Below are 24,013 nucleotides of genomic sequence, written 5' to 3'. Positions count from 1 at the left end.
TCCAAGACTCGTTATTGGTGATGTGGCTAACACCTTTCCAAGCAGGGTTCCCACCTGCTACCTCACTCGACCTATGCTTGGTCGCTCCACTTTTGCAGGTTTTTCCCCGGCCTGGTCTGCCAAGCAGCCTCGTACCACCTTCTGTACAGCGCCGCAACCCAAGTCGTGATTTGGGAAAGAGCGGCCACGGCAAAACGTACCATATCTGCTCCATATACACCTTTGACTTGTCAAAAAATCGGGTGATCCCCAGTCGTGACTTCCTGCACACTAACAGCACACCGAGACGTTCTCAACAATCCGATTGGGGCAGATTTGCGGTGCTGGGGTCTGACCATCCAGTGTGCAGCACCGCAACCCAAGCCGCCTCACGCCCCCGCTGTACAGCGTCGCAACGAGCGACGGGAAAGGACTGCGCCTCCAGCGGAGCGCGCTTCCCGCCCGACAATGCCGCTTCACACGATGATCGGAGCATCAGGCGGCCAGCTGCGGCTTTTTTTCGCGAAAAAAAGCCTTTTATGTCGACAATTCATTCCATTATATTCAAGAATCTGTTAATCTATAAGTAGAAGATTCGCAGATTCATAGACGGTTTTGGCCGATTTCCAATAATTTCCGACGTTTTTGACATACTAACAAGGAGGACTTGAAATTATACAATTTACGGCAGCAAGCATACAGCACAAAGGAGAATGATAATGAAACGTTTCTTCATCCCGCTCACTTGCTTTGCTCTTTTATGGAGCTTAGGACCTCACCCCTCGAATGCAGCAATCCCCGCATCCGCAGAAGAAATCCAATCCACATTCAATGTAAAAGACGCCAAATTCGGAGCAGTCGGCAACGGGGTGGCCGATGACAGTCTCGCTATTCAAAAAGCACTCGATCTAGCCAAGGACTCCGGCGGCGGCACGGTCTTTTTTCCCAAAGGTACATACAGAACGACCAGAAATCTGTACGTTTACAAAAATACGAATCTCGTCGGGTATTCGGCCAAAATTTCAAAAGCGGACGGCGGGCTCGGGTACACCGTGATCATGATCATGGCGAAGCAAAGCAACATTACTATTGAAGGACTTTGGCTGGAAAATTTGAGCAAGTCGGACAGCATGATGATCGATATTGCGGACGGCTCGTCCAATATTCAGGTGCGCGGCAATTCGTTTACCGGGCCTAATTCGCAGGCCGTCAATATGAACGCCGCGGATATCAAGCAGGTGCTCGTATCGGACAACCGGTTCGAGGAAGTGGCCTACGGGGTTCTGACCAACCGGAACGCCAGCAATTTGCGGGATTTGCGCATCGTCCAAAATGTGTTCGCGAACGTGTACGCCGATGCGATCGAGATCAACCATCCCGGCGGGCCGGAGACGGCGAAAGCCAGCAACATCGTCATCGCCAACAACCATATTTCGGTGCCGCCGGAATACGGGAACGCGCCGACGAGCGGCTTCGGAATCGGCATCGCAGGCGCCTCGGACGTGACCATCAGCGGCAATACCATCGAGAACGTCCGCTATGAAGGCATTCATATCGAGGATAATTCGAAATACATTACGATTACCGGGAATATTATCAACGGCGTGAAGAGCAACCCCGATAACGGGCTCAATTCCGGCATCTACGTCATCGACGGCGACTACATTACGATTACCGGCAACTCGATCAGCGATGCTGCGGACTACGGTATTCATCTGGAGATCGACCCGAACAATACCGCTTCCAACACGACGATTACCGGCAATACGGTAACGAAGAACGGCGCGGGCGGCATGAAAATTGTCGCCGAAGGGAAGGCGAACCTGGTCGTTTCGGAGAATGTGGTGACGGATAATGCGGGGCACGGCATCGTGGTCGGGGGCAAGCAGGATAATTTGCGCATGACGAACAACACAACGAGAAACAATGCAGGATACGGGTTGTACCTGTATTCTTCAGGCAGCGGATGGATGATTTCCGGCAACTCTTTTTACGATAATAAAACGGGGGATATCGGTTACAGCAATTCCTATACCGTGCCCGTCAACATCAGGGATAACGGAACAATCATCCAGGCCAAAGTGAATTCAGGCTACACGCCCTGGATGAACACATTCTCCCTGGGGCTTTCCGCGGAAGGCGTATTGTCCGTCGTCACGCAGTTCAGCGGCATCCGCACGAGCCAGATGTATAAAATCAGCTGGAACGGCTCCGCCCTGACCGCTGTGAAGCTTGGCGGCGAACAGTACGGCAACATTGAAGTGCTGTCCCCGCGCATGAACGGCAAACAGCTTCAGGTGCAGAGCAAGCTGAACGCTCCCGACGGCACGGCGATCCATTTTGACGTTCAATTTGACGGCATGATTCTTTTTAAATAAACAAGCCCGCGGCTGTTTCCCGGCAGTATGCAGTCGACCGACCGCCGTCATGCAGCGCAGCCTCGCGCTCCGGGACTTTGCGAGGTGCGAAAGCAGGTGCCGGAGACGGCCTTGCCGTCCGCTCCCGATGTGAGCGTTTCCATTACAAAAGTAAAAAAAGCTGATCCATCGCCCTTACGCCAAGAGCGGCAGATCAACTGTATAACCCATGAAGCCGGGTGTCGAATCCATCAGCATGCTTTCTTTCTTGCATTCTTTATGAGCGCATGATTTGCACTGAGCGAGCGGAATTTTCACTTTATAATAACCGGTTTTAAACACACGCTCGGCGTGATATTTAGAAACAATTGTGTTGCACCCCACACAATAGACAGTTTCAAATGCATCCACACCCATTCCCTCCTCGATTTGTTAAATATTGTCGCACATTGTTACATAATGTATTCATCAACCATTATATGTTACAATATGTAACAAATCAAGAGGTTATTCCTTTTTTTGCCCGAAATCTTCTGCGGATCGCTAAAAAAGCAAGCGTCAGCGAGCTGCCGATCAGCGCGCCCACACCATCGATGACGATATCTCCTACCTTCGGGGTCCGGCTGAATACGAACCGCTGATGATATTCGTCGGTGGCCGCGAACGCCAGGCACAGAACCATCGTGACGATAAATACCAATAACGCCCGCCTTTTCAGCAGCAGATTGACAAGCAGACATACCAGGATACCAAAACATGCATATTCTACAATATGCGCCATCTTTCTGATGACGAATTCAACGAGTTCCGTTACCCCGTTCTGCTTCACGTTAATAGTCGTGCCTTCGTAAGTAAACTTGACATCGGCGAAATAATGAGTCCACTCACTAGGGATCCGCGTTTTAAGCCATGGCCTTAAGTTTTGCTGGTCGTAAGACTGCGACGAAAATACAAAGATCGTCCCCATCCATGCCATCATGAAAATGGCAATCAAGAACAATTTCCCTTTGCTCTTTCCGGCGTCCGTTTTCATTGAATCAACCCGCTTTATTCTATAATTTTTTTATTTAGCAGCTTTTTGAATGATCTTTTTCCCCAATTCCTCCTTCATGATTTCAAACCACAGCTTGTAGCCGGCCTCGGTCGGATGCACGCCGTCCTTGTTCAGCACTTCTGTCAGGTCGGCATTGCGGGATTTGAATCCCGTGTAAATATCGATGAATAGCCAGCCTTTCCCGGCGGCCAGCTCCCTCGTCTTGGTCACGTAATTCTCATACGTGAGTCCTTCCGAATTTTGACCCGTATCGGCTCTCGGATTGGGAGACAGCAGAATGATCAGCGCATCCGGCAAATCCTTATGGAGCGCGTCGACGACAGATGAAATATTGTCGAGCGTTCTTTCGATCGGCACCGCTTGTCCGAAGTCGTTAATAAGGCACGTTTCAAAAATGACGACGTCCGGCTTTTGCGAGACGATCGTGTCCACCTTGCTTTTGATCAGGTCGGTGCTGTAGCCGCTAAATCCGTTGTTCGTGAGCGTAACGTTCATTTTGCCGTCCAGGTCTTTCAAATAGTCCCGCAGCATCGAGCTCCAGCTTTTGTCGACATGGCTCACGCCCGCACCCGCCGTTACGCTGCTGCCGAGCGTGGATATGTTGACGCTGCCTTTCATCACATGAATATCGCGGATGACATCAATCATGGACATCGGCTGCCGATCGTCCACTGCTTTTTTGATTTGATTTTCATGCAAATACCAATTGCTTCCCAACAAGATCGATACGGTTACGATAAACAACAGTCCTGCTGCTTTGAGCTTGATCACAATCTCCTCCTTACGAATCCCCAAAAAGCCCTTAAACGAAAACGGGACCTGCAGACGAGCGCGGTTCAGCGGCTCATCTACAGATCCCGGATTCGTCTATCTGACGACAAATTCAACAATTTCTTCCCAATCGGTGTAAAGCCGAATGTTATCCTCTTCAATCAGTTCGCTGCCCGTCTGCACTTCGATGAATTCCAGATCGGTAATAGCCCGGATCGCGTGCCTGGCCCGCATCGGAATCTGAATCACGTCACCGGCCTTGACGTCGATAAGCTTGTCGTTCAGAATCAGCTCGCCTTCCCCGGCTATGATCGTCCAAGCCTCGTAGCGCTTGTGATGCAGCTGGTAGCTGGAATTTTTACCGGCCTGGATAAAAATTTTCTTCGTCAGCACCTGGCTTCCGTCGTTCAAAATGCCGGAGTCCAGCACCCGGTACCAGCCCCAGCGCCGTTCCTCGTACATCGGACGTTGGTCGGAATTTTTCATAATGTCCTTAATTCGGGGGCTCGACGATTTCTCGGCGACGAGAATGCCGTCCGCGCTCGTAGCCACGACAACGTTGGACAAGCCGATGACAGTCACCGGAATTTCCAGCTCATTCAAAACGTGCGTATTATGGGAGTCGTCGCTAATAATGCCTTTGCCCATCAAATTGCCGCTGACTTCCTCCGTCAACGTGTTCCACGTGCCCAGGTCCTTCCAGTAACCTTCGTAAGGAAGCACGAAAATGCGCTCCGCTTTTTCGACTACCTCGTAGTCAAAGCTGATTTTGTTCAGCTTATGGTACTGTTTCGCCAATTCCTCGTACCGGATCGGCAATCCCTTCTCAATCAGCAGATTCATCACATAATCCAGCTTGAAAGCAAAAACCCCGCAATTCCAGAGCGCGCCTTGCTCAATGAGCCGCTGCGCCTGATCTTCGCGGGGTTTTTCTCTGAAGTTGCTGACCTGCCTGTAGTCCGCATGACCGGCTGCGCCGGTTGGCTCGGCGGGAACGATGTATCCGTACTTTTCGGACGGATACGTCGGCTTCACGCCGATCAGCGCGATATCCGCCGATGCCTCGTGCACGGCTTGCTCCAGATCCTTCAGCCGGACGAAGAAGTCGTCTTCGACGTAAGGATCCACCGGCAGCACAGTAACGACTTCGCTGAGGCTGACGCCGACGATCGAGTACAAATACGTCGCTGCAAGAGCGATCGCCGGGAACGTATCCCTGCGTTCCGGCTCGATAATAATCGGCGCGTCCACGCCCAACTGGCTGTAGATCATATCCAGCTGGCCCTTGCCGGTAGCGACGTGCGCGGAGCCGGATAAGCCGACTTTCGCGACCTGGCTCCAGACGCGTTGAACCATCGATTCCAGGCCGCCCGCTTCACTGCGCAGCACCTTCAAAAATTGCTTGGAACGCGCGTCGTTGGACAGCGGCCAGAGACGTTTTCCCGAACCTCCGGATAACAGCACTAATTGCATTAGCCCACATCCTTTTCCGATTGATTGGCATATATAATTTCCAGTATGGCATCTATGATGCTCGCGGCCGAATCGCCATGCCGGCGAACGCTCGGCAGCCTGCTTGCCATGGCGGCGATAGCCGCGGCGTCCAGCCGCAAATCCGCCAGCTGCTCCCAGCGGATCATTTCGCCCAGCTTTTGTTCTACCACGAATTGCGAAGTGTTGCGATCCTCTTCCAGCGCATTTCTTTCTACAATAAGCAGCGGCTTGCGGTTCATCGCGGCTTCGCCGACCGTGGCCCAACCGGCCTTGGTGATGATCAGGTCGGCGGCCGCGACATAATGCTGCGTTTCCGTGCTGCCGGAAGGGATGACGGCGACGTTGGGATGATCGACCGGATGGCTGCCCGAGACGAGAAAGCTCACTGCCTCGTTATCCCACAGCTTCCAGGAGCGGACCGATTCCAGCCGGGTTTTCATGCCGAAGCCTACGTACACGAGCGGCTTGGCGCTCACGGGCTTTACCGCCGCGGTCACTTTCGCCAGCTCGGCCGCATCGATTTCCCGGCTGACCAGCCCGAAAGTCCGCCTGCCGCGCCGGCCCCATGGCGGCTCATGGCTTGCGGCCAGCTCGAAAAAATAGTCCATTTTGCGGTAAGCTTGCTGCAGGAATGCCAGTTTATCCGGCGGCAGCAAATTGCGGTAAGCGGTAAGCCATGTAAAATTGGATATCCCGATGCTCGGTATGCCCAGTTGGTCTGCGCTTTCGAACGGCAGCGGGGAAATGTCCGACAGAACAAGGCCGACCCCGGCTTCCCGCAGAAACCGCGTCTCTTCGCGGATCCATTCCGGCGCGTCCTTCACAAACTCGTCGAATTGACCGTTCATTCGGCTAATATCCGGCTCCAGCGAATCCCGCCGCAACATGTAGCCCATGTCGGTCGCTACCCGCCGCAGCCGTACTTGCGGCCAGCTTGCCAGCGACTGCCCGACAAAATCCAGCGCATAAGAGGTGCAGATCACGACGCTGGAGTCGGGAAACCGTTCCAGCCATTTGCGGATGACCGCAATGCTGCGCGATGCGTGGCCGAAGCCGTAATCCGATATGTAATAGGCCATTGTGATCTTCATGCCGGACCGCCTCCTTTCCCTGGGCAAGCTGCGCCTCCCGCACCGGGTTATTTCATTCTCAAATGCTGGTACGTGAACTCCAGACCGGCCTGGCTTTTAATTTTCGCGGCCTTGTCGTTCGCATCGACGGATTCGATGTTGTCGTTTTTATCGACAACGTTATTCGAGCCTGCATTCGTCATCATTTTGGAATTCGTAAAGTTGCCCGTCACGGTATTGTCGCGAACCGACTTTGCCCATATTTGCAGCCAGCTCGGCACATTCATGACGACGTTATCGGTGATCGTAAAATAGGCGCTGCCTTCATCGGGATAAATCGCTCCGCCTTTATGCACCTGTTTGTCGATGAAGTTGCCTTTGATCGTGGAATTGGGCTGCGACCCTTGCGTATAAATCGCCCCGCCGTCATAGAGCGTCTTCATCACGTCGGTGATCAGGTTATTTTCGATTCTGTTGTCCTTGCTGTACGTCGGGTCGACTTTTCCCCAGCCCCAGCCCAGCGATATCGCGGAATAAGGAAGATCGGTCAGCTCATTGTTCCGAATGACCATATTTTGCGTGTAGCTTCCGAAGATCCCTACCGATGAGCGGTAATCTTTGCCGATCGCCCGAATGTAGTTGTTCGACACTTCGACGTCCTTAATGATTTTGCGCGGATCGTCCGGGTTGAAGTTATCCTTGTTGTTCCGGTCCGGCTCTCCGACTTGAATGCCGCTGCCGGAAATGTCGGTGAACACGTTGCCTTTGATGCGCACGCTTTGGCTGCCCTCGGTCAGATTGATGGCGGCGCCGCCCAGCTTTTCGAATCTGCAGTCTTCAATGGCGATATTTTCCGCCATTTGGGCGTCGAAGCTCGCCTGGATCAGCGTTTCCTTGTGGTACTGCAGCCCATCGACTTTCTCTTTAATAATATTGGCCTGCGCGTCCGGGAGACCGGTCAGGCTCGGTTGATACCATGTCGTATAGGCAAAAGTAAGCCCTTCGAAGCCGATGTGATGGACGGGCGCTTCCGGCGTGCCCTTCAAGTCGACCAGCGTCTCCACGACGGGAACGATCGCCTTCGCGGCGCTCATATCTTCGCCGGCCAAGGGCTTATAAAACAAATCGCCGCTCGTGCGGTCCAGGTACCACTCGCCTTCCTGGTTAATCAGCTCATACGCGTTCTCCAGGTACCATGGCACCGACAATTCCGGCAGCCCTTTATTGGTCAAATTGTACCAGCCCGGCTGCTGCATTTTGATAATGGCTTTGCCGTCGACCACTTCAATGGAGTCGATCAGCCCCCGTGAGTTGGTCCACACGTCAAGGAACACGAGCTCCATGTCCTTGACGTTCTTCCACTCGGCGAGCTTGACGGCGGTGGTGGAGAAGCCGCCGCTCAGCTTCTTCGCCTCTGGCAAGGGGGTCTCGCTGATCGCCCGCTTGGCGCGCGTACCGTTAACGAACAGTTGGCGCGATTTCAGGTCGCCGACGTGAGCCTTGTAAATATTTTTTTGCGGATCGTGCATCGTCCAGCCGGATACCGGCGTGCCGCCGCTGATCGTTACTTTCTCGTCCTGATAAGCCTTGAAGATGACGGAATGACCGTTCGATCCCGAGTCCCTGGAATCGAATTCCAGCGTATTCGCAAGCGTATAGGTGCCTCCACGCAGATAGACGACAATATCGGACTGCATATTCCCGTTTACCTTACGCACGCTTTCCTGCGCTTTTTCTATCGTCTTGAACGGTTTGGACAAAGTGCCTTTATTGTTGTCGTTCCCGTCCGTTGACACATAAAATACGCGCGTGCTGTCGCCGGCTTGAAAATCGCCGCAGCCCGGAAGCACGGTCAATAGGACAGGTAAGAGAATACAACCGTAGAGCTTGCCTTTCATAGTGGACGCTCTCCTTCGTCGTTGTTATACGGTCACAAGCAAAGATTTGTATTTGGTTATGGAAATTTCTTTCTTCAAATGCCGTTCCAGATAGCTTCGTCCCTGCAAACCCATCTCGAGCAGCTGCTGCCGCTCCATCTTATGCATCGCTGCGATGGCCTCGATGATGCCGTTGTAATCATTCGGCTCCACAACGATGCCCGAGGAGCTCTCCTCGATCAGCCGCTGCGCTTCGCTTCCCTGCTCCAATACGCCGATCACCGGTTTTCCCGCAGCCATGACACCGTAAATTTTGCTCGGCACCGACACGCCCTTGATGCCCTTTTGATTGACGACCAGGTGGGCGTCAGCCGCATTCAAAGAGTATTTGATAAACTCTTTGGACTGAAAAGGCAGAAAATGCACATTCCCGATGCTGTTGTCCTCGACAAACTGCTGCATGCTCTTTTTGACGGCTCCCTCTCCTATAAAAACAAAGGAAAGCTGCGGCTCATCCTTGAACGCCTCGGTGATCCGGATCATATTCTCAAGATCGTAATATAGGCCGAGATTCCCGGAATACATCACAATGAACTGATTTTGCAGCCGGTGTTCTTCCAGGAAACGCCTGACGTGCGGATGCTCCTTGCCAAGCGGGATAATGTCTTTCTCGTCCGTCCAGTTGTTGATGACGCTGCTTTTCGGCACGTTATGCCCGCGGAACCGGCGGGACAGCGTCTCCTGCATATCTTTGCCGACGACGACGATATGATCCGATTTTTTGCAGTTCCAGTTGTCGATCCGCCTCGCGATGTCGAACACCCATTTTTTGTCCGTATAGCTGACGGCCTCGGCCTGCTCGGGATTGAAATCCTGAATGTTGTACACGTGCTTGCTGCGCTTGAACAGCTTGCCGATCGTTCCGATCAGCCCCCCGAGCACCGGCGGCGAAGAGATCGTAAAGATCGTGTCGATCTTCTTGATCCTCAGCAAGGCGATGGTGGAAAGGACGAAATACGCCATAATGAACTTCAGCCGGCTCATCTTGTTCGTCTTGATGACTTCAGGCGTTTTCACGCGGATGATCTTGATGTCTTCCAAATAGTCTTCTTCGAACAGGCGGGTTTTCTTGTCTTTGTTTTGCTCCGGCTGCACGGCCAGAACGATGATTTCAAAATCTTTTTGCAGCTCCAGGCACAGCTCTGTCAACAGCTGCCCCGTCGAGGCAAAATCCGGATAAAAGTAATTGGCGACGAATACGATTTTTTTCTTCATTACTTACTTCCCCTCTTCGAAGCGAAATTTCAAAAATTTCGCAGGCATCCCCGCATGCACTTCATTGCGGGGTACGTTTCTGGTTACCGTGCTTCGAGCAGCTACCACAGCCTTTTCCTGAATAATAACGCCTGGATAGACGAACACGTCCGTAGCTACCCAGGCGCCGTTCTCGATATGAATCGGTTTCGTAATGAGTCCGAACTGGGGGTCCTGAATGTCGTGCGAGCCTGTGCACAAATAGCTTTTTTGCGAGATCACGCAGTGCTCGCCGATCTTGATCCGGTCGAGACTGTAAAATTCCACCTGATCCCCGATCCAGGAATAGCTGCCGATCTCGACCTTCCAGGGGTACAGAAATTTGGCGGAAGCTCTGACTCTGACGCCTTGGCCGATTTTCGCGCCGAACAGGTTCAGCAGAAACCGGCGCCAGCCGTACATGTTGTGCAGGGACAGCCGGAATAGCGTACTCTGTACGAACCACCACAGCATAACGACAAGTTTGCTTCGTCCCCGGGAATACCAGTCCTGATTATATTTGTTCAGTTCGACGTTAGTTTTCATGTTCCACCCAGCATCTGATTTGTCTTGGCAATACCGCGGTACTGCTCGATATGGCTGTCAATAATCCGGATATATGTCATATAATTATCGCTCGGGGCAGCGGCATTGCTTTCGTAGTTCTGCACGGGAGTCCGTACATAGCGTTTCTTGACGAAGCTGTTGATGGAACGCATGATCGCCGATTTGCTTCGCGGATCGAAATAGACGGCATTGGAGCCGCAAACCTCTCTGGCATACGGCAAATCCGCGGCAAGAATCGGCAGCCCGGCCTCCTGAGCCTCAAGCAGCGGCAGGCCCAAAGTCTCGGTCAAAGACGGGAAAATCAAGGCGTCCACGCTTTGGTAAGCTTTGAATATGCTTTCGTACGGAATTTTGCCGATATACCGGACATGCTCCGAGCTCTGACCGTCCAGAGTCAAATACAGGACGACTTTGCCCCCGTTCTGGGCGTTCCATTCGCGAATCGCCTCGATGAGAATGTCGTTGTTCTTGTATTTTTCCCGGTTCGTCATGTAGAGCAGCTTAGTCCCGGCCCGCTGAAATTCCAGATCCAGATCGCTGCCGAGCGGGTTCGTATTGTTTTCGATGCTCTGGATCGCGGGCCGCACGATATGGATGTCTTTGCGGTAGCTGTATTTGCGCTGAATCGCTTCTTTCATCCAGCTTGTTTGCACGAACACGCCGTCGACATGGGCCAACTGCTTTTTATAGATGGAGTGCAGCATCACTTTATATTTGATAAAATTTTTCAGCTCCAGCTCGTTCGCCCGCAAATCGGAGAAAGGAATCGGCTGATGAATCAGCACGTACTGCGGAATATCCAGATTGGATAATCCGAAATTTTGCAGGGACAAATAAAAATCGAACTTGTTTTCCTTGATAAATGCCGGGAGCAGGCGGTTTTCATAGTTCCATTTGTGCAGCGGACTTTTTTTCGGATACGGCTCATAGATCACTTTGACCTGCCCGGTTTCGAATTTGCAGAGATTTTCTTTAGCCACCAGGGCGGTTAACTCAATCCGGCTCTCGCGCAGCACATCGGATTTGCCTGCAATTTCATACAGAAAATCGTGAATGACTGAATACCCGCCTCTCGAATCCAACGCTGTGGCATTCGTTAAAATCTTCATCAAGATAACCTCCAGAACGATTCGTCTACTCCGGCTTGCTTGGGTCCCCTGGCGCGGCCTTTCATATTGCTTGTCTGACCGGTTTATACTGCGGCTGCCCTTTGATGAAAAAGATCAGCTTGTTCTTGCTTTCCTCGTCCAACCGGGCGATGTACGCCCTGATATGCAACTGGTACCCCTCCAGCAAAGCTTCCATGCTGCGGGATTCCATGAACTGCACAAACTCCCTGACGGATTGTCCGTACACGTAACCCAGACCCTCGGACCTGATGAACTGCATGCACGCCACGTCGGAAGCGATCACCGGCTTGTATTTGTAGAGGGAATCGAATACGACCCCGCTCGATGTGGAATTGTAGCTGCTGCGATAAGGCAGAATAACGAATCCGGTGCCGGCCAAAAGCTCGTCGTACCGCTCCTCGCTTATGTAATCGTTGATGATTTCGATGTTGTCCGTCAGCCTCGGCTTGATCGCTTCATACCTGCCGGGATCGACGAACCGTCCGGCGATGCACACTTTGTACGGCGTGCCGATGAAGCTGTCTACGACATCTTCGATATTTTTGTCGTCCCTGATTATGCCCACCGTTACAAAATCGTACTTTCTCCGGGCCGCCGTCTGCGCCGACGATTCGAAGAACAGGTAGTCCGGAATGACGATCCCGTCCTTCCGGTAGGAATTCATCGACTCCTCCAGACCGGAGATGACGCCTTTGACTTTGCGGCTGACGAGGCGGAACATGAACCGCTTCAGCTCGCTTTTATGGCTCAGATTGTCGTAGCGGATCAAATAAATGTCTTTGCCGCCGACATAGAACAGCAGGCATAAGCAGAGAGCAAATATGTCGACAGCCTGGATGATCACCTTGGACGGTTCCGAGTTCAGAATGCGAAACAGATTGGCGAACAGCTTGTATAACCGCTTGATTTTGTTCACGGGCCCTCTCTGATGGTCCAGAATCGCATGTTTGAGCGGCAGCAGCGGATAGCGGCTGAGTTTGCCGACGTAGCTGGTGCTGGCCGTAACCTCTATGTGAAAATGTTCCTTTAACGTCTCCGCATACTGCGCCGCCGTTTTCCAATAGTGACCCGAAGGCTGTCCGTTCGCATCGACCAGCTGCAAGCAGTCGGCAATAAGCACCGTTTCTTTTTCCACCCTAATCATCCTATCGATAATGTAATGTTGTTTTGGCCATCACCGGGCTTTTCGCCGGCGACGGGGCTCTCAAAGCCTGCTGCGGCACCGGTTCCCTCAGCTCCAGACCCGCTATGTACGGATGCTGCATAAGAGCCAGCCAAAAATAAATCTGGATCAGCGCGAACGAGTCGAACTGCACCTGCGACCATGCCAAAAGGATGAGCACCATTTTCAAATAGCTTTTCTTCGGCTGGTGAATGACGAAATACAAGAGCGGGGCAACCAGTAAAATGCCGAGCAGCCCCATTTCCGAAAGGATTCTCGTATACATGTTGTATTGATGCAGCGTCTTGTCTTTGTCCGCGTCCCGCAGTTCCTTCTGCTTGATGGAGCTCAGGTCGACAATCTCGGAATAGTTTTCCCTATAGCCATAGTAGTAGTTGCCCAAACCGTAGCCCATCAGCGGCTTCTGTTTGAACGAATCCATCGCCACCTTCGAGAACGTGCTGCGGATGGAGAACGATTCGTCCTGGTTGATTTCCGCCGGATTTTTCAGGAACGCGCCGATTCGCCCGAAATGGTCGGCATTGATGCCGAACACGTTGATCACAAACACCAGATACAAGACGGCGTACAGGCCGGCGAGGCTGAATCCCGTAATCAGGCTAAGCTTGACGACCCGCTTCGTATACAGGAATAAAAACACCACCAGCAAAATGATGCTGTCCATGTAGTAGCGCAGCGAGAAGGAGAACAGGGAGACGACGAACAGTCCGATGACGATGCTTTTGATGACCCAGTTGAGCTGATTCGCCCTTTTCAGAGCGATGAACGCCGGGACGAGCAGCAGATTCGTATGCAAGGCGATATAGGAAGGTTCCGAAAAGGTGAAATGGATCCTTGCCGTACTCATATATCCGGTTCTGCTGACGAACAGCCCGATGAACTTGGACAGGAAGCCGGCCGGCAGCACGTAGACATAGATCACTTGCAGCACGCCTATGCCGATCGCAATTCCGTAACCGTAGATCATATACTTGAAAAGCTTGAGATAGGCGCCGGGCTCCTCATGCTTGGCGACAAATATTTTAAAGCTTAAATAAATTACTATTCCCGACATGATCGTCAAAAGCGCATCTACTAAGCCCGTATTTTCGTAGTGATAATAAAGATTTTGGAAAAAGGTGCACAGCACGAACGTGATCATAACAAGCAGTACGTATATCTCCGAAGCTTTGTACTTCGTCCGAAACACCGAAAACAGGTTCACCATCAAATAGAGAGCGATAAAAATAAGGGATACCGGCTTGTAGCCGCCCCCGAACATGAACGGAAAATTATCTAATGGCAGTAGAAAGGCAGCTATGTAAATCAAACGGTTCATTGTAATTCCCCTTCACAGTTCGTTTCTGGGAGTAACTCCGTCGGACGGACTCCTTGTATCCCTTATCTCAATTACGCTCTTCGTTCCTGCATGACTTCCTCGTACAATTGCGCATAACAGCCTGCAACATGAGACAGCTCAAAAGAGCTCACGACTTTCTCCCGCGCATCCTGCGACAGCCGGGACCTGCGGTCTTCGTCCTCCAGCACCCAGGCAATGCCGTGCGCAAGGTCGGACACGTCAAACGCTTTGGCGAGATAGCCGTTGTGGCAATGGTTGATCAAATCGGGCATGCCGCCGATGCGAAAAGCGACGCACGGAACGCCGCAGGCCATCGCTTCCATCACCGTGTTCGGCAAGTTGTCTTCCAGCGACGGCGAGAGAAATACGTCCGCCGCCGAATACAGCAGCGCGAGGCTGATGTCGTCGTTCAGCCGGCCCGTATAATGAACCGGCATGCCCAGCGGCGCCGGGTTCGCCGGCGGATCGGAGCCGAATACGACCAATTCCGTATCCGGCAAAACGTCCTTGCCCGCAAGCTCCAGCAGCGCCTGTTGCAAATACTGGAACCCTTTGCGTGGATCGCTCGTCGCGCTCATCGCCCCGAACAATATCAGCCGCTTGTCTTGCGGCAGATTCAGCATCTCCCTGGCCAGCGATTTGTCCAGCGGCTTGAAGCGGTCAAGGTCAATGCCGTTGGGAATGACCTCGACCCGCACGGCTTGGAGCACCGAGCTCGCCCGCGCGCAGTCCGCCATCCATTTGCTCGGGGTGACGACGGTCAGATTGAGATCTTCCCAGGCGTTTCTTTTCCATTTGAGCATTCTGCTGCTCAAATCGCCGGCAGAGGTCGACTGCAACTGGCTGCACGAACCGCAGCCTTGCAAGTAGCCTGTGCAGCTGCCGGAGTAATGGCAGCCTCCGGTAAACGCCCACATGTCGTGCAGCGTCCAAACGATAGGCTTGTTGAATTTGCCGAGCGCATGAATGGGCACGAATCCGTGATTGATCCAATGCAGATGAATAATGTCGGGATTCAGCGCGTGAATGCTTTTCACTATTTTGCTGGGCAGCCACGATATGCTCCAGGGCGACTTCACCCGGTTCCGGTACAAATGCACCGGCAGATTGTCAATCGACGGCTGCAGGCTGCTTCGGATCCGGTCCGTTTTGCTGAGCGGCCCGAATACCGAGTGGTCGCTGCTGCTCTTGCTTTGCACAAGCATCCTGGACGTCAGGCCGATGCCTTGCAGCCCTTTGTGCAGCCGGTAAGCCGCACGCGCAGCCCCGCCTTCTATGTCGGTAGTGTTCACTAGCAGTGCGTTCAATGTACGGCCCTCCTTCTCCGGTCGACAAACGCGGGATTATACCGATGATACGAACTGGCTGGCGGCTGCGGCCTTGCTTTCGCCGGTGAATTGCTCTTTCCAGGCGCGGATTTGTTCCAGCGGCAGGCGGATTTTCGTTGCTTGCGGCTTCGCAATCCACGCCCCGATGCCGGAAATGTCCGCCCGGTCCACGACAGGAAGATCGGTGTCTTTGGAAATTTCCTTGGCCCGGTTGTCGACGGCCAGGATCAGCGATCTTCTTTTGTGCTGCAGCGCCCGGATGCCGCCGTGAAGCCTTGTGCCGATATAATCGCAATCCAGAGTGGCCAGAACATGGTCGAACGCTTGCAGGCTCGGGGGAATGTATTTCACCTTGCTTCCGCCGATGCTTTGCATATATTCGTAGTCAGCAGGCCCCTGCGTCCAGAAGTAGACCGTTTCGTACTCTTTACTAAGCAATTCAAACAGCTTCGCATCGTTCGTTCTGTCCTGATTGTAATCCGTAAACGTTACGACGACTGCCTTCTGTTTGCTCGCCGGAACGTCTTTGCAGTGGTCCTCGGTTAACCTCCACATCGTCGGGCACGCCGTGTTGATGACATTGTGAATGCCGGCCGCCCTCAGCTGCCGCTCCGTGAACGAGTCTCTGACCGAGTGCATCGTCGTGCCGGAGAGCACCCGCTTGTAGAGCATTCTGGAGTACGCGTTGGGCGGGTTCTGATACTGCCACCAGCCGACTCCCATCAAAGTGATGTCCTGGATGAACAAAGAATCGAACAGGTTGATTTTCCACTGGCTGTAAGCATTCATGTTGGAGGATAGCAGGTTCGTTCCCCCGACAAACTTCAAGTCGCTTTTGCGGATGTAGCGGTACGAGTTTTTGGAAATGACGTCATGCGTCTGGATCGGAATGAACAAGGAATCCCGGAACAGCTCGGTCAGATGGCTTTTGACGGCATCCATAATGATCTGATCGCCAAGATTCGAACTGGAAATCGATGTATCGAATAAGGAAATGATTTTCATGTTATACCTTCCTTAAAAATAATGACTTGAGGATGATCCGAAACAGCTTCCGGTACGGCCTGGAGAACAGCGCCGGGGAGCAAATCACGAACACGTAGGCGAATACGGTGGAGATGGCCGCGCCCTTCACGCCGAAAGCGGGAATGGTGTACAGATTGAGCGCAATGTTGATGCCGGCCCCCGCCAGGTTTCTGAGGAAAGCTTCGAGCCTCTGGTTTTCATTAATAAACCAGGTAGCCGTGGAAAGCTGCAGGAACACGAACACCGCCGACCAAATATGAATCGTCAGCACCGGCCCCGCTTCCTGAAAAGCTTCCCCGTACATGATCCGCACGATCGTATCCGCCAAAAAAGTAATCGGAACGGCCACTGCATAAGCCATCCCGATCAGCAGGACAAACGTTTTATGAAACCGCGCGTAGTACAGCTCCTCGTTCTGCTTCTTCGCCTCGATGATCGAAGGCGCAACGGAACTGACGATCGCCGTCGGCACGAAGTACCACAGCTCCGACAGCTTCGTGGCGGCCGTGTAGATGCCGACTTTCGCCTGGCCGAGCATCTGGCCGATCATGATCTGATCGATCCGCATATAGATCATGACGACGAGGCCGGATAAAATAAGCGGCCAGCTGTCGCCCAGAAGCTGCCTGGCGCGCCGCATGTTCGACCGCCAGTTGCGGATGCTTGAGCCCTGCATCCGGTAGCTGACGAACAGCCCGGCCGCGCCGATCGCGATTTCCAGCGATCCGACCCAGGCGAAATACAATAGAGGCGCTTGCGTCAGAATAAGCATCACCTTCATGACGGAGGTGAGCAGAAACGCAATGTTTTTGGCATATACCGTCAGCTTCGACCTCAGCTTCGTCTGGAAGTAGAGGTCGATCGTATCGAACGTCTGGAAGACCGTGCCGACCGCCACGATGCCGACCAGCCAGCGGATGACCGGGTCGTCGTCGATGAGCGAGATGGCCGTCACCGACAGGCCGAGCGTCAGCGCGGCTCCGACGATCCGCATCGTAAAGGCGGTGCCGAGAATTTCTTCCTTTTCCTCGGGCTTGTTGACGATATCTCTCACAACGATGCCGTCCAGGCCGAGCGTAATCAAAGGGCTGAACAGGAATACAAAAGCTTGCGCATAATTGTACATGCCGAACTGTTCGGGCCCGAGAAACCGGGCCACCCATACGCCGACGATCAGGCCGACGCCCATTCGCACAATTTTGTCGAGAAACAGCCAGCCGGCGTTAAAGGCGATTTTTTTCAGATCGCCGTGATTTCTGAACTTCGCATAGAGCGCCGGGATTTTTTTGATGATTGCATGCATGTGTCCAGCATCCTTACCGGTCAGACTTGAATGAGCTTCGCCCTTCCTTCGGCCTCTACCTTTTTCAGATCGGAATCGACCATCATATGGATCAATTCTTTGAAGCCGACTTCAAGCTTCCAGCCTAATTTTTCCTTGGCTTTGGAGCAGTCGCCCAGCAGCAGATCGACTTCCGCCGGTCTTACAAAAGCCGGATCGATGACGACATAATCCTCGTAATTCAATCCCGCGTAGGAGAACGCAACTTCGAGCAGCTCTCTGACCGTGTGCATTTCACCTGTGGAAATGACGTAATCGTCAGGCTCATCCTGCTGCAGCATCAGCCACATCGCTTTGATGTAATCGCCGGCAAAACCCCAATCGCGCAGCGAATCGAGATTGCCCATGCGCAGCTCCGACTGCAGGCCCAGTTTAATGCGCGCTGCGGCATCCGTCACTTTGCGCGTAACGAATTCCAAACCCCGGCGCGGGGATTCATGGTTGAACAAAATGCCGGAGCAGGCGAACATGTTGAAGCTTTCGCGGTAGTTGACGGTGATCCAGTGCCCGTAAACTTTGGCTACGCCGTAAGGGCTGCGCGGATAAAACGGGGTTGTTTCCGATTGCGGGGTTTCCACCACTTTGCCGAACATCTCGCTGCTGGAGGCTTGATAAAAGCGCGCGTCCGGCTTCATAATCCGCACGGCTTCGAGCATGTTCGTCACGCTGAGCGCCGTGATTTGCCCTGTCGTGAGCGGCTGCGGCCATGAAGCGGCGACATAGGACTGGGCCGCAAGGTTGTAAACCTCGTCAGGCTGGGAAATGCGAACAGCTTCAATCAGGGAAGCCAGGTCGGTCAAATCTCCGGAAATCCAGTTGATTCGATCTTTAATGTGCTCGACGTTCTCATAGTTCGGCGTGCTCGTGCGGCGGCGCAGGCCGTACACTTTGTATCCTTTTTCCAATAAGAACTCCGCCAGGTAAGATCCGTCTTGACCTGTAACGCCGGTAATTAACGCTGTTTTCATCATATATCCTCCAGAGAATGTATTTTATTTGGTTACGGCGAGCTGATTGTCGAGGAACCACCGATAGGCCGAGCGGATTCCGTCTCGCAGCGGGATTTGCACTTTCCAGCCGAGACTGTTGATTCTCGCTACATCCACCAGCTTGCGGGGCGTCCCGTCCGGCTTAGAGGTGTTGTATGCAATGCCGCCCTCAAAGCCGACAATGTCCTTGACCAGCTCCGCCAGCTCTTTAATGGAAATATCCTCTCCCACTCCGATATTGACGATATCGCTGCCTTCGTACTGCTCCATCAAAAAGACGCAGGCGTTCGCCAAATCGTCCGCATGCAAAAATTCGCGTCTCGGCGTGCCCGTTCCCCAAATTTCTACGGCAGGCAGCCCCTGCTCCTTCGCTTCATGAAATTTCCGGATCAACGCCGGAAGCACATGGGATTTTTCCAGATCGAAATTGTCGTTGGGGCCGTACAAATTCGTCGGCATCGCCGATATGTAGCGGGTTCCGTATTGACGGTTGTATGATTGGCACATTTTGATGCCGGCGATTTTGGCGATGGCGTAAGGCTCGTTGGTCGGCTCCAGTTCGCCGGTCAGCAAATATTCTTCCTTGAGCGGCTGGGGAGCCAGCTTCGGATAAATGCAAGTCGAACCGAGGAACAGCAGCTTCTGCACGCTCGTCTGGTACGATACATCGATCACATTGGTCTGAATCAGCAAATTATCGCGAATGAAATCGGCCGGATACTCGTTGTTCGCCACGATGCCCCCGACCTTGGCCGCCGCAAGAAACACATATTCGATTCTTTCTTTCAAGAAAAAGCTCAGCACGTCGTCAAAATTGCGCAAGTCCAGCTCGGCGCTCGTGCGCGTTACCAGATTGGCAAAGCCTTTGGCCTGCAAGCTTCTTAAAATCGCCGAGCCCACCAAACCGCGGTGGCCGGCCACATATATTTTGGCATTTAGTTCCATACGGCACCTCATATCTCTTCCAAATTAAAAAGCGTCTTTGGAGCCAAGCAAAACGGCAAACGTCTTAACGATAATTTTCAGATCGTTCCTTACGCTGCGGTTCATAATGTACTCCAGATCGAGCTCGACCATTTCCTCGAAGCCGATGTTGCTTCTCCCGCTTACCTGCCAGAGGCCCGTGCAGCCCGGCGTAACGAGCAGGCGCAGATTGTCGTAAGCCGTATATTCCGCCACTTCTCTGGGCAGCGGAGGTCTGGGCCCGACCAGGCTCATCTCGCCTTTCAGCACGTTCCACAGTTGGGGAAGCTCGTCGATGCTCGTTTTGCGGATGAATCTGCCGATTCTCGTTACCCGCGGATCGTTTTTCATTTTAAACATAGCTCCGCTCACTTCGTTTTTGGCCAAAAGGTCTGCGAGCAGCTCCTCCGCGTTGCTGACCATGGAGCGAAACTTGAACATATAAAATTCCTTGCCGTCTTTCCCCACCCGAATCTGCTTGAAAAATACAGGGCCCTTGCGGTCCTCGATCTTGATCAACGCGCCGACGAAGAAAAATACCGGGATCAGAAAAATAATTCCCCCCAGCGACAGCACAATATCCGCAGTCCTTTTGACAAACAAGTACAAGGATAAATCTTTCTCGATAGTAATTGTCGAATGAGCAGCTTGATATTGGCTTCTCCGGGCAGCAACATCTACATCAGACAGATTCATAACTCATACCCCTTATCTAGCATAAGTATTGGTTCGATTCACCATTTGCTCCAGAGCGGCCAGAAGCGGCTCCCGCAGCTCGCTGTTCATCAGCGCATAATCCAGAGTAGTCAGGATAAAGCCCAATTTTTCCCCCACATCATAGCGTGTGCCTTCAAAATTGTAGGCATAGACCTGCTCAAGCTCGTTCAGCCTCTGAATCGCATCGGTCAATTGAATTTCGCCGCCGGCTCCCACCTCTTGTTTATCCAAAAAGTTGAATATTTCCGGCGTCAGGATATATCTGCCCATAATCGCCATATTCGACGGGGCCATCAGCTTGCTCGGCTTTTCGACAAAATTGCTCACTTGATACAGTCTGCTGCCGAGCGATTCGGCAGGATCAATGACGCCATACCGGTGAACTTCTTCGTCCGGCACGCTTTGAACCCCGATCACCGAACGGCCCGTTATTTCATATTGATGAATCAACTGCAGGAGGCAAGGTGTTTCAGCTTTTACGATATCGTCGCCGAGGAGCACGGCAAACGGCTCGTTGCCGATAAACTTACGCGCGCACCATACGGCGTGGCCTAAACCGCGGGGCTCTTTTTGCCTGATGTAATGAATGTCCACCATTTTCGCCGATCGCTGCACCTGCTCCAGCAGTTCCAGTTTGTTTTTTTCGAGTAATTTTTGCTCCAGCTCGAAGGCATTGTCGAAGTGGTCTTCAATCGCCCGCTTCCCTTTCCCAGTTACAATGATGATGTCTTCAATCCCCGATTCGACTGCTTCTTCAACAATGTACTGGATCGTCGGTTTATCTACGATAGGCAGCATTTCTTTGGGCATTGCTTTCGTTGCCGGGAGAAATCGTGTACCGAGTCCTGCAGCTGGGATAATTGCCTTCTTCACTTGTTTCATACGGTTACCTCCATTTTCTGAATTCTGCTCCTACGCCTCTTTCTGTCTAAAATAAAAGTGTTAGGTATTCCGTCTTAAGAAGCTATCGTTTCATAAAACAGAATAACTAGCACTTTTACTTGGGGCATTCAACCCTTCCTCACATCACACCACCGACGATATACGTCTAAGGTGCTCGCACACCCACAGCATGATCGAGTGCCTGCAGTGATAAAGGTGCAGCAGACTTTACCTAATCCTTTATTTATTTGTCGGTCGCACCGTAATAATAGTAGTAAGGCGTATCGTCGTTCTTCAGATTCGGCTTGTTGTTCAACACGACGCCGAGTACGTTCGCTTTCACATTGTCCAGCTGCTGCAGCGACCGTCTGGCGAGCTGCCGCTTCACTTTGCCGGATTGAACCACAAGAATGACTCCGTCGCACAATGTGGCGAGTATTTGCGAATCCGTCACCGCAAGCAGCGGAGGGGAATCGAAAAAGATCAGATCGAACTCCGCTTCCAACTGTTGGAGCAGCAGGCTCATTTTTTGGGAAGCGAGCAGCTCCGAAGGATTGGGCGGAACCGGCCCGGAAGGAAAAAAGGACAGATTCGGTATATCCGTTGCCGTGACGACTTCCTCCATCGTGCATTGATTCGCCAAAACATTGGTAAGGCCCATCCGGTTGGATTTGAGAAAATAATGATGAAGTGTCGGTTTACGCAAGTCAGCGTCGATCACGAGAACCTTTTTGCCTTCCTGCGCATAAGCTACAGCGAGATTGGTAATCGTCGTCGATTTTCCTTCTTTCGGCTGGGAGGACGTCACCAGAATTCGACGTATTTCCTTATCTACCGAGGAAAAGGTAATATTGGTGCGAAGCGTACGGTACGCTTCCGAGATGTACGACTTCGGATTCGTATTGGTAATAAGCGGGATGCCCTTTTTATTGGTTGACGTTGACATACTTTGCATCCCCCACTACTCTTTGTTTTTTGGCCGAATAGCCTTTGACTACATCTTTGGGCTTGATTTTCGTAATAACGCCAAGCGTCGGAATGCCAAGATAATTCTCAACATCTTTTTCCGTCTTAATGGTATCGTCCATATATTCCAGCAAAAAGGCGATTCCAATGGAAACCAGCAAAGAGATCAGGAAGCTGATGGCGATATTGGTAGTCGGATTCGGGCTTACGGGGGCGGTCCGGTCAGATTCTTTGGCACGATTCAGAATCGTAACGTTATCGACCTTCATAATGGAGGAAATTTCGCTTTGGAAGACCTCCGATATTGCATTGACAATGCGCACGGCTTGCTTCTGAGATTGGTCCTGCACGGAGATGGTCATCACTTGCGTTTCGTTCACGGAGCTGACTTTCACTTTGTTGATCAAAGCTTCCGATGACAGCTTGATTTCGGGGTATCTTTCCACGACTCTATCCATAATTGCGGGCGTTTTTATGATTTCCTTATAAGTGTTCACCAGCTTGATGTCGACGCTTACGGTCCCATAATCAAACGCTTCTTTTCCTTTGCTGTCCTCGGACTTGTTGACGATCAGCTTGGCGCTTGCCGAATACACCGGTTGCATGAAGTAGTAGCTTATGATTCCTGCGATCAGCGTGCTGGCCAGCACGATGCTGAAAATAATCCACAGCCGTTTGCGAAATATTCTTACATACTCTTTCAGTTCTAGTTCCATCTGGACCTCCAGCCTAAACGATTTTCTACATCAGCTGCATTTTCTATGTTACATTTTGTATCTATGACTCTACTTTAAGATACGTTTTGTATAGTGTCAAGTGATTTTCAAAAATTTTCATTTGTTTACAAGCCAATTAGTCAAAATAACAAGATACATTTTGTATCTGAATTATTTTAAAAATGGCTCGAATGCGGCCGTAAAAAGCGCAGCCAATCTCTCTTTATCCGCCCTGTGGAAAAGATCCGTATCGTTTCATCGCGGATCAGCAGGCCGGCATTTCCCACAAGATGCCCGACGTGTTTTTCGCCCAGGCTGGAATTTAAATAAGCATATGCCCTGGCAAGGGTGCACGGTCTCGATCCCATATTGTGGGCATCGGAAGCAATGACATGCGCGACCTGCTCCTTGCATAGGTCAAATGCAAATCTTTGAATCTTCTTGCCGAACAAACCTGACAACGATTGGGAAGTGACCTGGCATAGAACTCCCTGGCTCACCAGCGAGCCCAGCTCCCGCGGCTGTTTCAAAAAAACCGCGTTGCGTTCCGGGTGCGCGATCACCGGCGTAATTTCCATCAGCTGCAGCTCAAACAGCATCTCCTGAAAATAGGCGGGCACGCTCTGCGAAGGGAATTCGATTAACAAATACCGCGACCCGTTCAATGTGCGGATAAGGCCAGCGGATAAATCGTTCAACAATCCCGGATAGACCCGGACTTCCTGGCCGGCGAGTATATTCACCGCTATGCCTCTGAGTTGGAGTTCCCGATTGAGCGCATCTACTGCATGGTCGATATCTACCGCCGCATTATCATATTTGCCGTTCGCATGGTGGGGGGTTGCTACAATCGTATGTATGCCCTGCCGCTGCGCCTCCCTGGCCATCTCAATGGCGTCATCCGTCTGATCGGCGCCGTCGTCAAGTCCCGGCAAAATGTGACAATGGGTGTCGATAAGCATAAAGTTCC

The 24,013-nt window shown here is 52.2% G+C and carries 22 protein-coding genes; 1 reads left to right on the top strand and 21 read right to left on the bottom strand.

Annotated features, from left to right (window positions below):
* The first annotated feature begins 698 nt into the window (after nucleotides 1–698).
* Nucleotides 699–2,357 carry a right-handed parallel beta-helix repeat-containing protein gene (locus AC6RNO_RS21345; RefSeq protein WP_497106664.1) on the top strand — a complete coding sequence of 553 codons (1,659 nt, stop codon included), beginning with the start codon at nucleotides 699–701 and terminating at the stop codon, nucleotides 2,355–2,357.
* A 174-nt stretch (nucleotides 2,358–2,531) separates the two neighbouring features.
* Here the strand turns inward: AC6RNO_RS21345 and AC6RNO_RS21340 are convergent, their stop codons facing one another.
* The 21 genes from AC6RNO_RS21340 to AC6RNO_RS21240 all read right to left on the bottom strand — a co-directional run bounded on the left by AC6RNO_RS21340 (nucleotide 2,532) and on the right by AC6RNO_RS21240 (nucleotide 24,005).
* Nucleotides 2,532–2,747, bottom strand: a complete 216-nt coding sequence (locus AC6RNO_RS21340; protein ID WP_474684038.1) for a hypothetical protein — start codon at nucleotides 2,745–2,747, stop codon at nucleotides 2,532–2,534.
* An 88-nt stretch (nucleotides 2,748–2,835) separates the two neighbouring features.
* The gene (locus AC6RNO_RS21335; RefSeq protein ID WP_474684037.1) at nucleotides 2,836–3,369 is read right to left on the bottom strand and encodes a VanZ family protein; all 534 of its coding nucleotides are present in this window, start codon (nucleotides 3,367–3,369) and stop codon (nucleotides 2,836–2,838) included.
* Between the two features lie 30 nt (nucleotides 3,370–3,399).
* On the bottom strand, nucleotides 3,400–4,161 hold the full coding sequence (locus AC6RNO_RS21330) for a GDSL-type esterase/lipase family protein (RefSeq protein ID WP_497106663.1): 762 nt from the start codon (nucleotides 4,159–4,161) through the stop codon (nucleotides 3,400–3,402).
* A 96-nt stretch (nucleotides 4,162–4,257) separates the two neighbouring features.
* Nucleotides 4,258–5,634: a sugar phosphate nucleotidyltransferase gene (locus AC6RNO_RS21325; protein WP_497106662.1), complete on the bottom strand. Its 1,377-nt coding sequence runs from the start codon at nucleotides 5,632–5,634 to the stop codon at nucleotides 4,258–4,260.
* On the bottom strand, nucleotides 5,634–6,746 hold the full coding sequence (locus tag AC6RNO_RS21320; protein WP_488434373.1) for a glycosyltransferase: 1,113 nt from the start codon (nucleotides 6,744–6,746) through the stop codon (nucleotides 5,634–5,636). Before AC6RNO_RS21320 ends, AC6RNO_RS21325 begins: the two co-directional genes overlap by 1 nt.
* Before the next feature lie 47 nt (nucleotides 6,747–6,793).
* On the bottom strand, nucleotides 6,794–8,623 hold the full coding sequence (locus AC6RNO_RS21315) for a right-handed parallel beta-helix repeat-containing protein (protein ID WP_497106661.1): 1,830 nt from the start codon (nucleotides 8,621–8,623) through the stop codon (nucleotides 6,794–6,796).
* Nucleotides 8,624–8,647: 24 nt separating this feature from the next.
* Entirely contained in the window at nucleotides 8,648–9,877 is a 1,230-nt protein-coding gene (locus AC6RNO_RS21310) for a glycosyltransferase (protein ID WP_497106660.1), read from the bottom strand.
* A 3-nt stretch (nucleotides 9,878–9,880) separates the two neighbouring features.
* On the bottom strand, nucleotides 9,881–10,441 hold the full coding sequence (locus AC6RNO_RS21305) for a WcaF family extracellular polysaccharide biosynthesis acetyltransferase (protein WP_474684031.1): 561 nt from the start codon (nucleotides 10,439–10,441) through the stop codon (nucleotides 9,881–9,883).
* Nucleotides 10,438–11,571, bottom strand: a complete 1,134-nt coding sequence (locus AC6RNO_RS21300) for a glycosyltransferase (protein ID WP_474684030.1) — start codon at nucleotides 11,569–11,571, stop codon at nucleotides 10,438–10,440. Before AC6RNO_RS21300 ends, AC6RNO_RS21305 begins: the two co-directional genes overlap by 4 nt.
* A 61-nt stretch (nucleotides 11,572–11,632) precedes the next feature.
* Nucleotides 11,633–12,727: a glycosyltransferase family protein gene (locus AC6RNO_RS21295; RefSeq protein WP_497106659.1), complete on the bottom strand. Its 1,095-nt coding sequence runs from the start codon at nucleotides 12,725–12,727 to the stop codon at nucleotides 11,633–11,635.
* 10 nt (nucleotides 12,728–12,737) lie between these two features.
* Complete coding sequence (locus AC6RNO_RS21290) at nucleotides 12,738–14,093, bottom strand: O-antigen ligase family protein (RefSeq protein WP_497106658.1); 1,356 nt, start codon at nucleotides 14,091–14,093, stop codon at nucleotides 12,738–12,740.
* Nucleotides 14,094–14,164: 71 nt separating this feature from the next.
* A complete protein-coding gene (locus AC6RNO_RS21285; RefSeq protein ID WP_497106657.1) occupies nucleotides 14,165–15,421 on the bottom strand; it encodes a glycosyltransferase in 1,257 nt (418 codons plus the stop codon).
* A gap of 36 nt (nucleotides 15,422–15,457) precedes the next feature.
* On the bottom strand, nucleotides 15,458–16,447 hold the full coding sequence (locus AC6RNO_RS21280) for a polysaccharide pyruvyl transferase family protein (protein WP_474684026.1): 990 nt from the start codon (nucleotides 16,445–16,447) through the stop codon (nucleotides 15,458–15,460).
* A 1-nt stretch (nucleotide 16,448) separates the two neighbouring features.
* A complete protein-coding gene (locus AC6RNO_RS21275; protein ID WP_497106656.1) occupies nucleotides 16,449–17,771 on the bottom strand; it encodes an oligosaccharide flippase family protein in 1,323 nt (440 codons plus the stop codon).
* Between the two features lie 20 nt (nucleotides 17,772–17,791).
* Nucleotides 17,792–18,778 (bottom strand): GDP-mannose 4,6-dehydratase, encoded by a 987-nt coding sequence (gene gmd, locus AC6RNO_RS21270; protein ID WP_474684115.1) that lies wholly within the window; start codon nucleotides 18,776–18,778, stop codon nucleotides 17,792–17,794.
* 24 nt (nucleotides 18,779–18,802) lie between these two features.
* A complete protein-coding gene (fcl, locus tag AC6RNO_RS21265; RefSeq protein WP_497106655.1) occupies nucleotides 18,803–19,744 on the bottom strand; it encodes a GDP-L-fucose synthase in 942 nt (313 codons plus the stop codon).
* 24 nt (nucleotides 19,745–19,768) lie between these two features.
* On the bottom strand, nucleotides 19,769–20,458 hold the full coding sequence (locus tag AC6RNO_RS21260; RefSeq protein WP_474684023.1) for a sugar transferase: 690 nt from the start codon (nucleotides 20,456–20,458) through the stop codon (nucleotides 19,769–19,771).
* 12 nt (nucleotides 20,459–20,470) lie between these two features.
* A complete protein-coding gene (gene galU, locus AC6RNO_RS21255; protein WP_474684022.1) occupies nucleotides 20,471–21,361 on the bottom strand; it encodes a UTP--glucose-1-phosphate uridylyltransferase GalU in 891 nt (296 codons plus the stop codon).
* A gap of 244 nt (nucleotides 21,362–21,605) precedes the next feature.
* Nucleotides 21,606–22,307 carry a CpsD/CapB family tyrosine-protein kinase gene (locus AC6RNO_RS21250; RefSeq protein ID WP_474684021.1) on the bottom strand — a complete coding sequence of 234 codons (702 nt, stop codon included), beginning with the start codon at nucleotides 22,305–22,307 and terminating at the stop codon, nucleotides 21,606–21,608.
* Nucleotides 22,288–23,043 carry a YveK family protein gene (locus AC6RNO_RS21245; protein WP_474684020.1) on the bottom strand — a complete coding sequence of 252 codons (756 nt, stop codon included), beginning with the start codon at nucleotides 23,041–23,043 and terminating at the stop codon, nucleotides 22,288–22,290. Before AC6RNO_RS21245 ends, AC6RNO_RS21250 begins: the two co-directional genes overlap by 20 nt.
* 176 nt (nucleotides 23,044–23,219) lie before the next feature.
* Complete coding sequence (locus AC6RNO_RS21240; RefSeq protein WP_497106654.1) at nucleotides 23,220–24,005, bottom strand: CpsB/CapC family capsule biosynthesis tyrosine phosphatase; 786 nt, start codon at nucleotides 24,003–24,005, stop codon at nucleotides 23,220–23,222.
* Between the last annotated feature and the right edge of the window lie 8 nt (nucleotides 24,006–24,013).

This window comes from Paenibacillus sp. sgz302190, assembly GCF_059820445.1.
This window is presented reverse-complemented; position numbering and strand designations above follow the sequence as displayed.

Bases quoted from the DNA above. Each gene is read 5' to 3' on its own strand.
- AC6RNO_RS21325 (WP_497106662.1), bottom strand. From the start codon at position 5,634: ATGCAATTAGTGCTGTTATCCGGAGGTTCGGGAAAACGTCTCTGGCCG.
- gmd (WP_474684115.1), bottom strand. From the start codon at position 18,778: ATGAAAACAGCGTTAATTACCGGCGTTACAGGTCAAGACGGATCTTAC.
- AC6RNO_RS21240 (WP_497106654.1), bottom strand. From the start codon at position 24,005: ATGCTTATCGACACCCATTGTCACATTTTGCCGGGACTTGACGACGGC.
- AC6RNO_RS21290 (WP_497106658.1), bottom strand. From the start codon at position 14,093: ATGAACCGTTTGATTTACATAGCTGCCTTTCTACTGCCATTAGATAAT.
- AC6RNO_RS21250 (WP_474684021.1), bottom strand. From the start codon at position 22,307: ATGTCAACGTCAACCAATAAAAAGGGCATCCCGCTTATTACCAATACG.
- AC6RNO_RS21260 (WP_474684023.1), bottom strand. From the start codon at position 20,458: ATGAATCTGTCTGATGTAGATGTTGCTGCCCGGAGAAGCCAATATCAA.
- AC6RNO_RS21245 (WP_474684020.1), bottom strand. From the start codon at position 23,043: ATGGAACTAGAACTGAAAGAGTATGTAAGAATATTTCGCAAACGGCTG.
- AC6RNO_RS21315 (WP_497106661.1), bottom strand. From the start codon at position 8,623: ATGAAAGGCAAGCTCTACGGTTGTATTCTCTTACCTGTCCTATTGACC.
- AC6RNO_RS21305 (WP_474684031.1), bottom strand. From the start codon at position 10,441: ATGAAAACTAACGTCGAACTGAACAAATATAATCAGGACTGGTATTCC.
- AC6RNO_RS21335 (WP_474684037.1), bottom strand. From the start codon at position 3,369: ATGAAAACGGACGCCGGAAAGAGCAAAGGGAAATTGTTCTTGATTGCC.
- AC6RNO_RS21300 (WP_474684030.1), bottom strand. From the start codon at position 11,571: ATGAAGATTTTAACGAATGCCACAGCGTTGGATTCGAGAGGCGGGTAT.
- AC6RNO_RS21345 (WP_497106664.1), top strand. From the start codon at position 699: ATGAAACGTTTCTTCATCCCGCTCACTTGCTTTGCTCTTTTATGGAGC.
- AC6RNO_RS21280 (WP_474684026.1), bottom strand. From the start codon at position 16,447: ATGAAAATCATTTCCTTATTCGATACATCGATTTCCAGTTCGAATCTT.
- fcl (WP_497106655.1), bottom strand. From the start codon at position 19,744: ATGGAACTAAATGCCAAAATATATGTGGCCGGCCACCGCGGTTTGGTG.
- galU (WP_474684022.1), bottom strand. From the start codon at position 21,361: ATGAAACAAGTGAAGAAGGCAATTATCCCAGCTGCAGGACTCGGTACA.
- AC6RNO_RS21310 (WP_497106660.1), bottom strand. From the start codon at position 9,877: ATGAAGAAAAAAATCGTATTCGTCGCCAATTACTTTTATCCGGATTTT.
- AC6RNO_RS21320 (WP_488434373.1), bottom strand. From the start codon at position 6,746: ATGAAGATCACAATGGCCTATTACATATCGGATTACGGCTTCGGCCAC.
- AC6RNO_RS21275 (WP_497106656.1), bottom strand. From the start codon at position 17,771: ATGCATGCAATCATCAAAAAAATCCCGGCGCTCTATGCGAAGTTCAGA.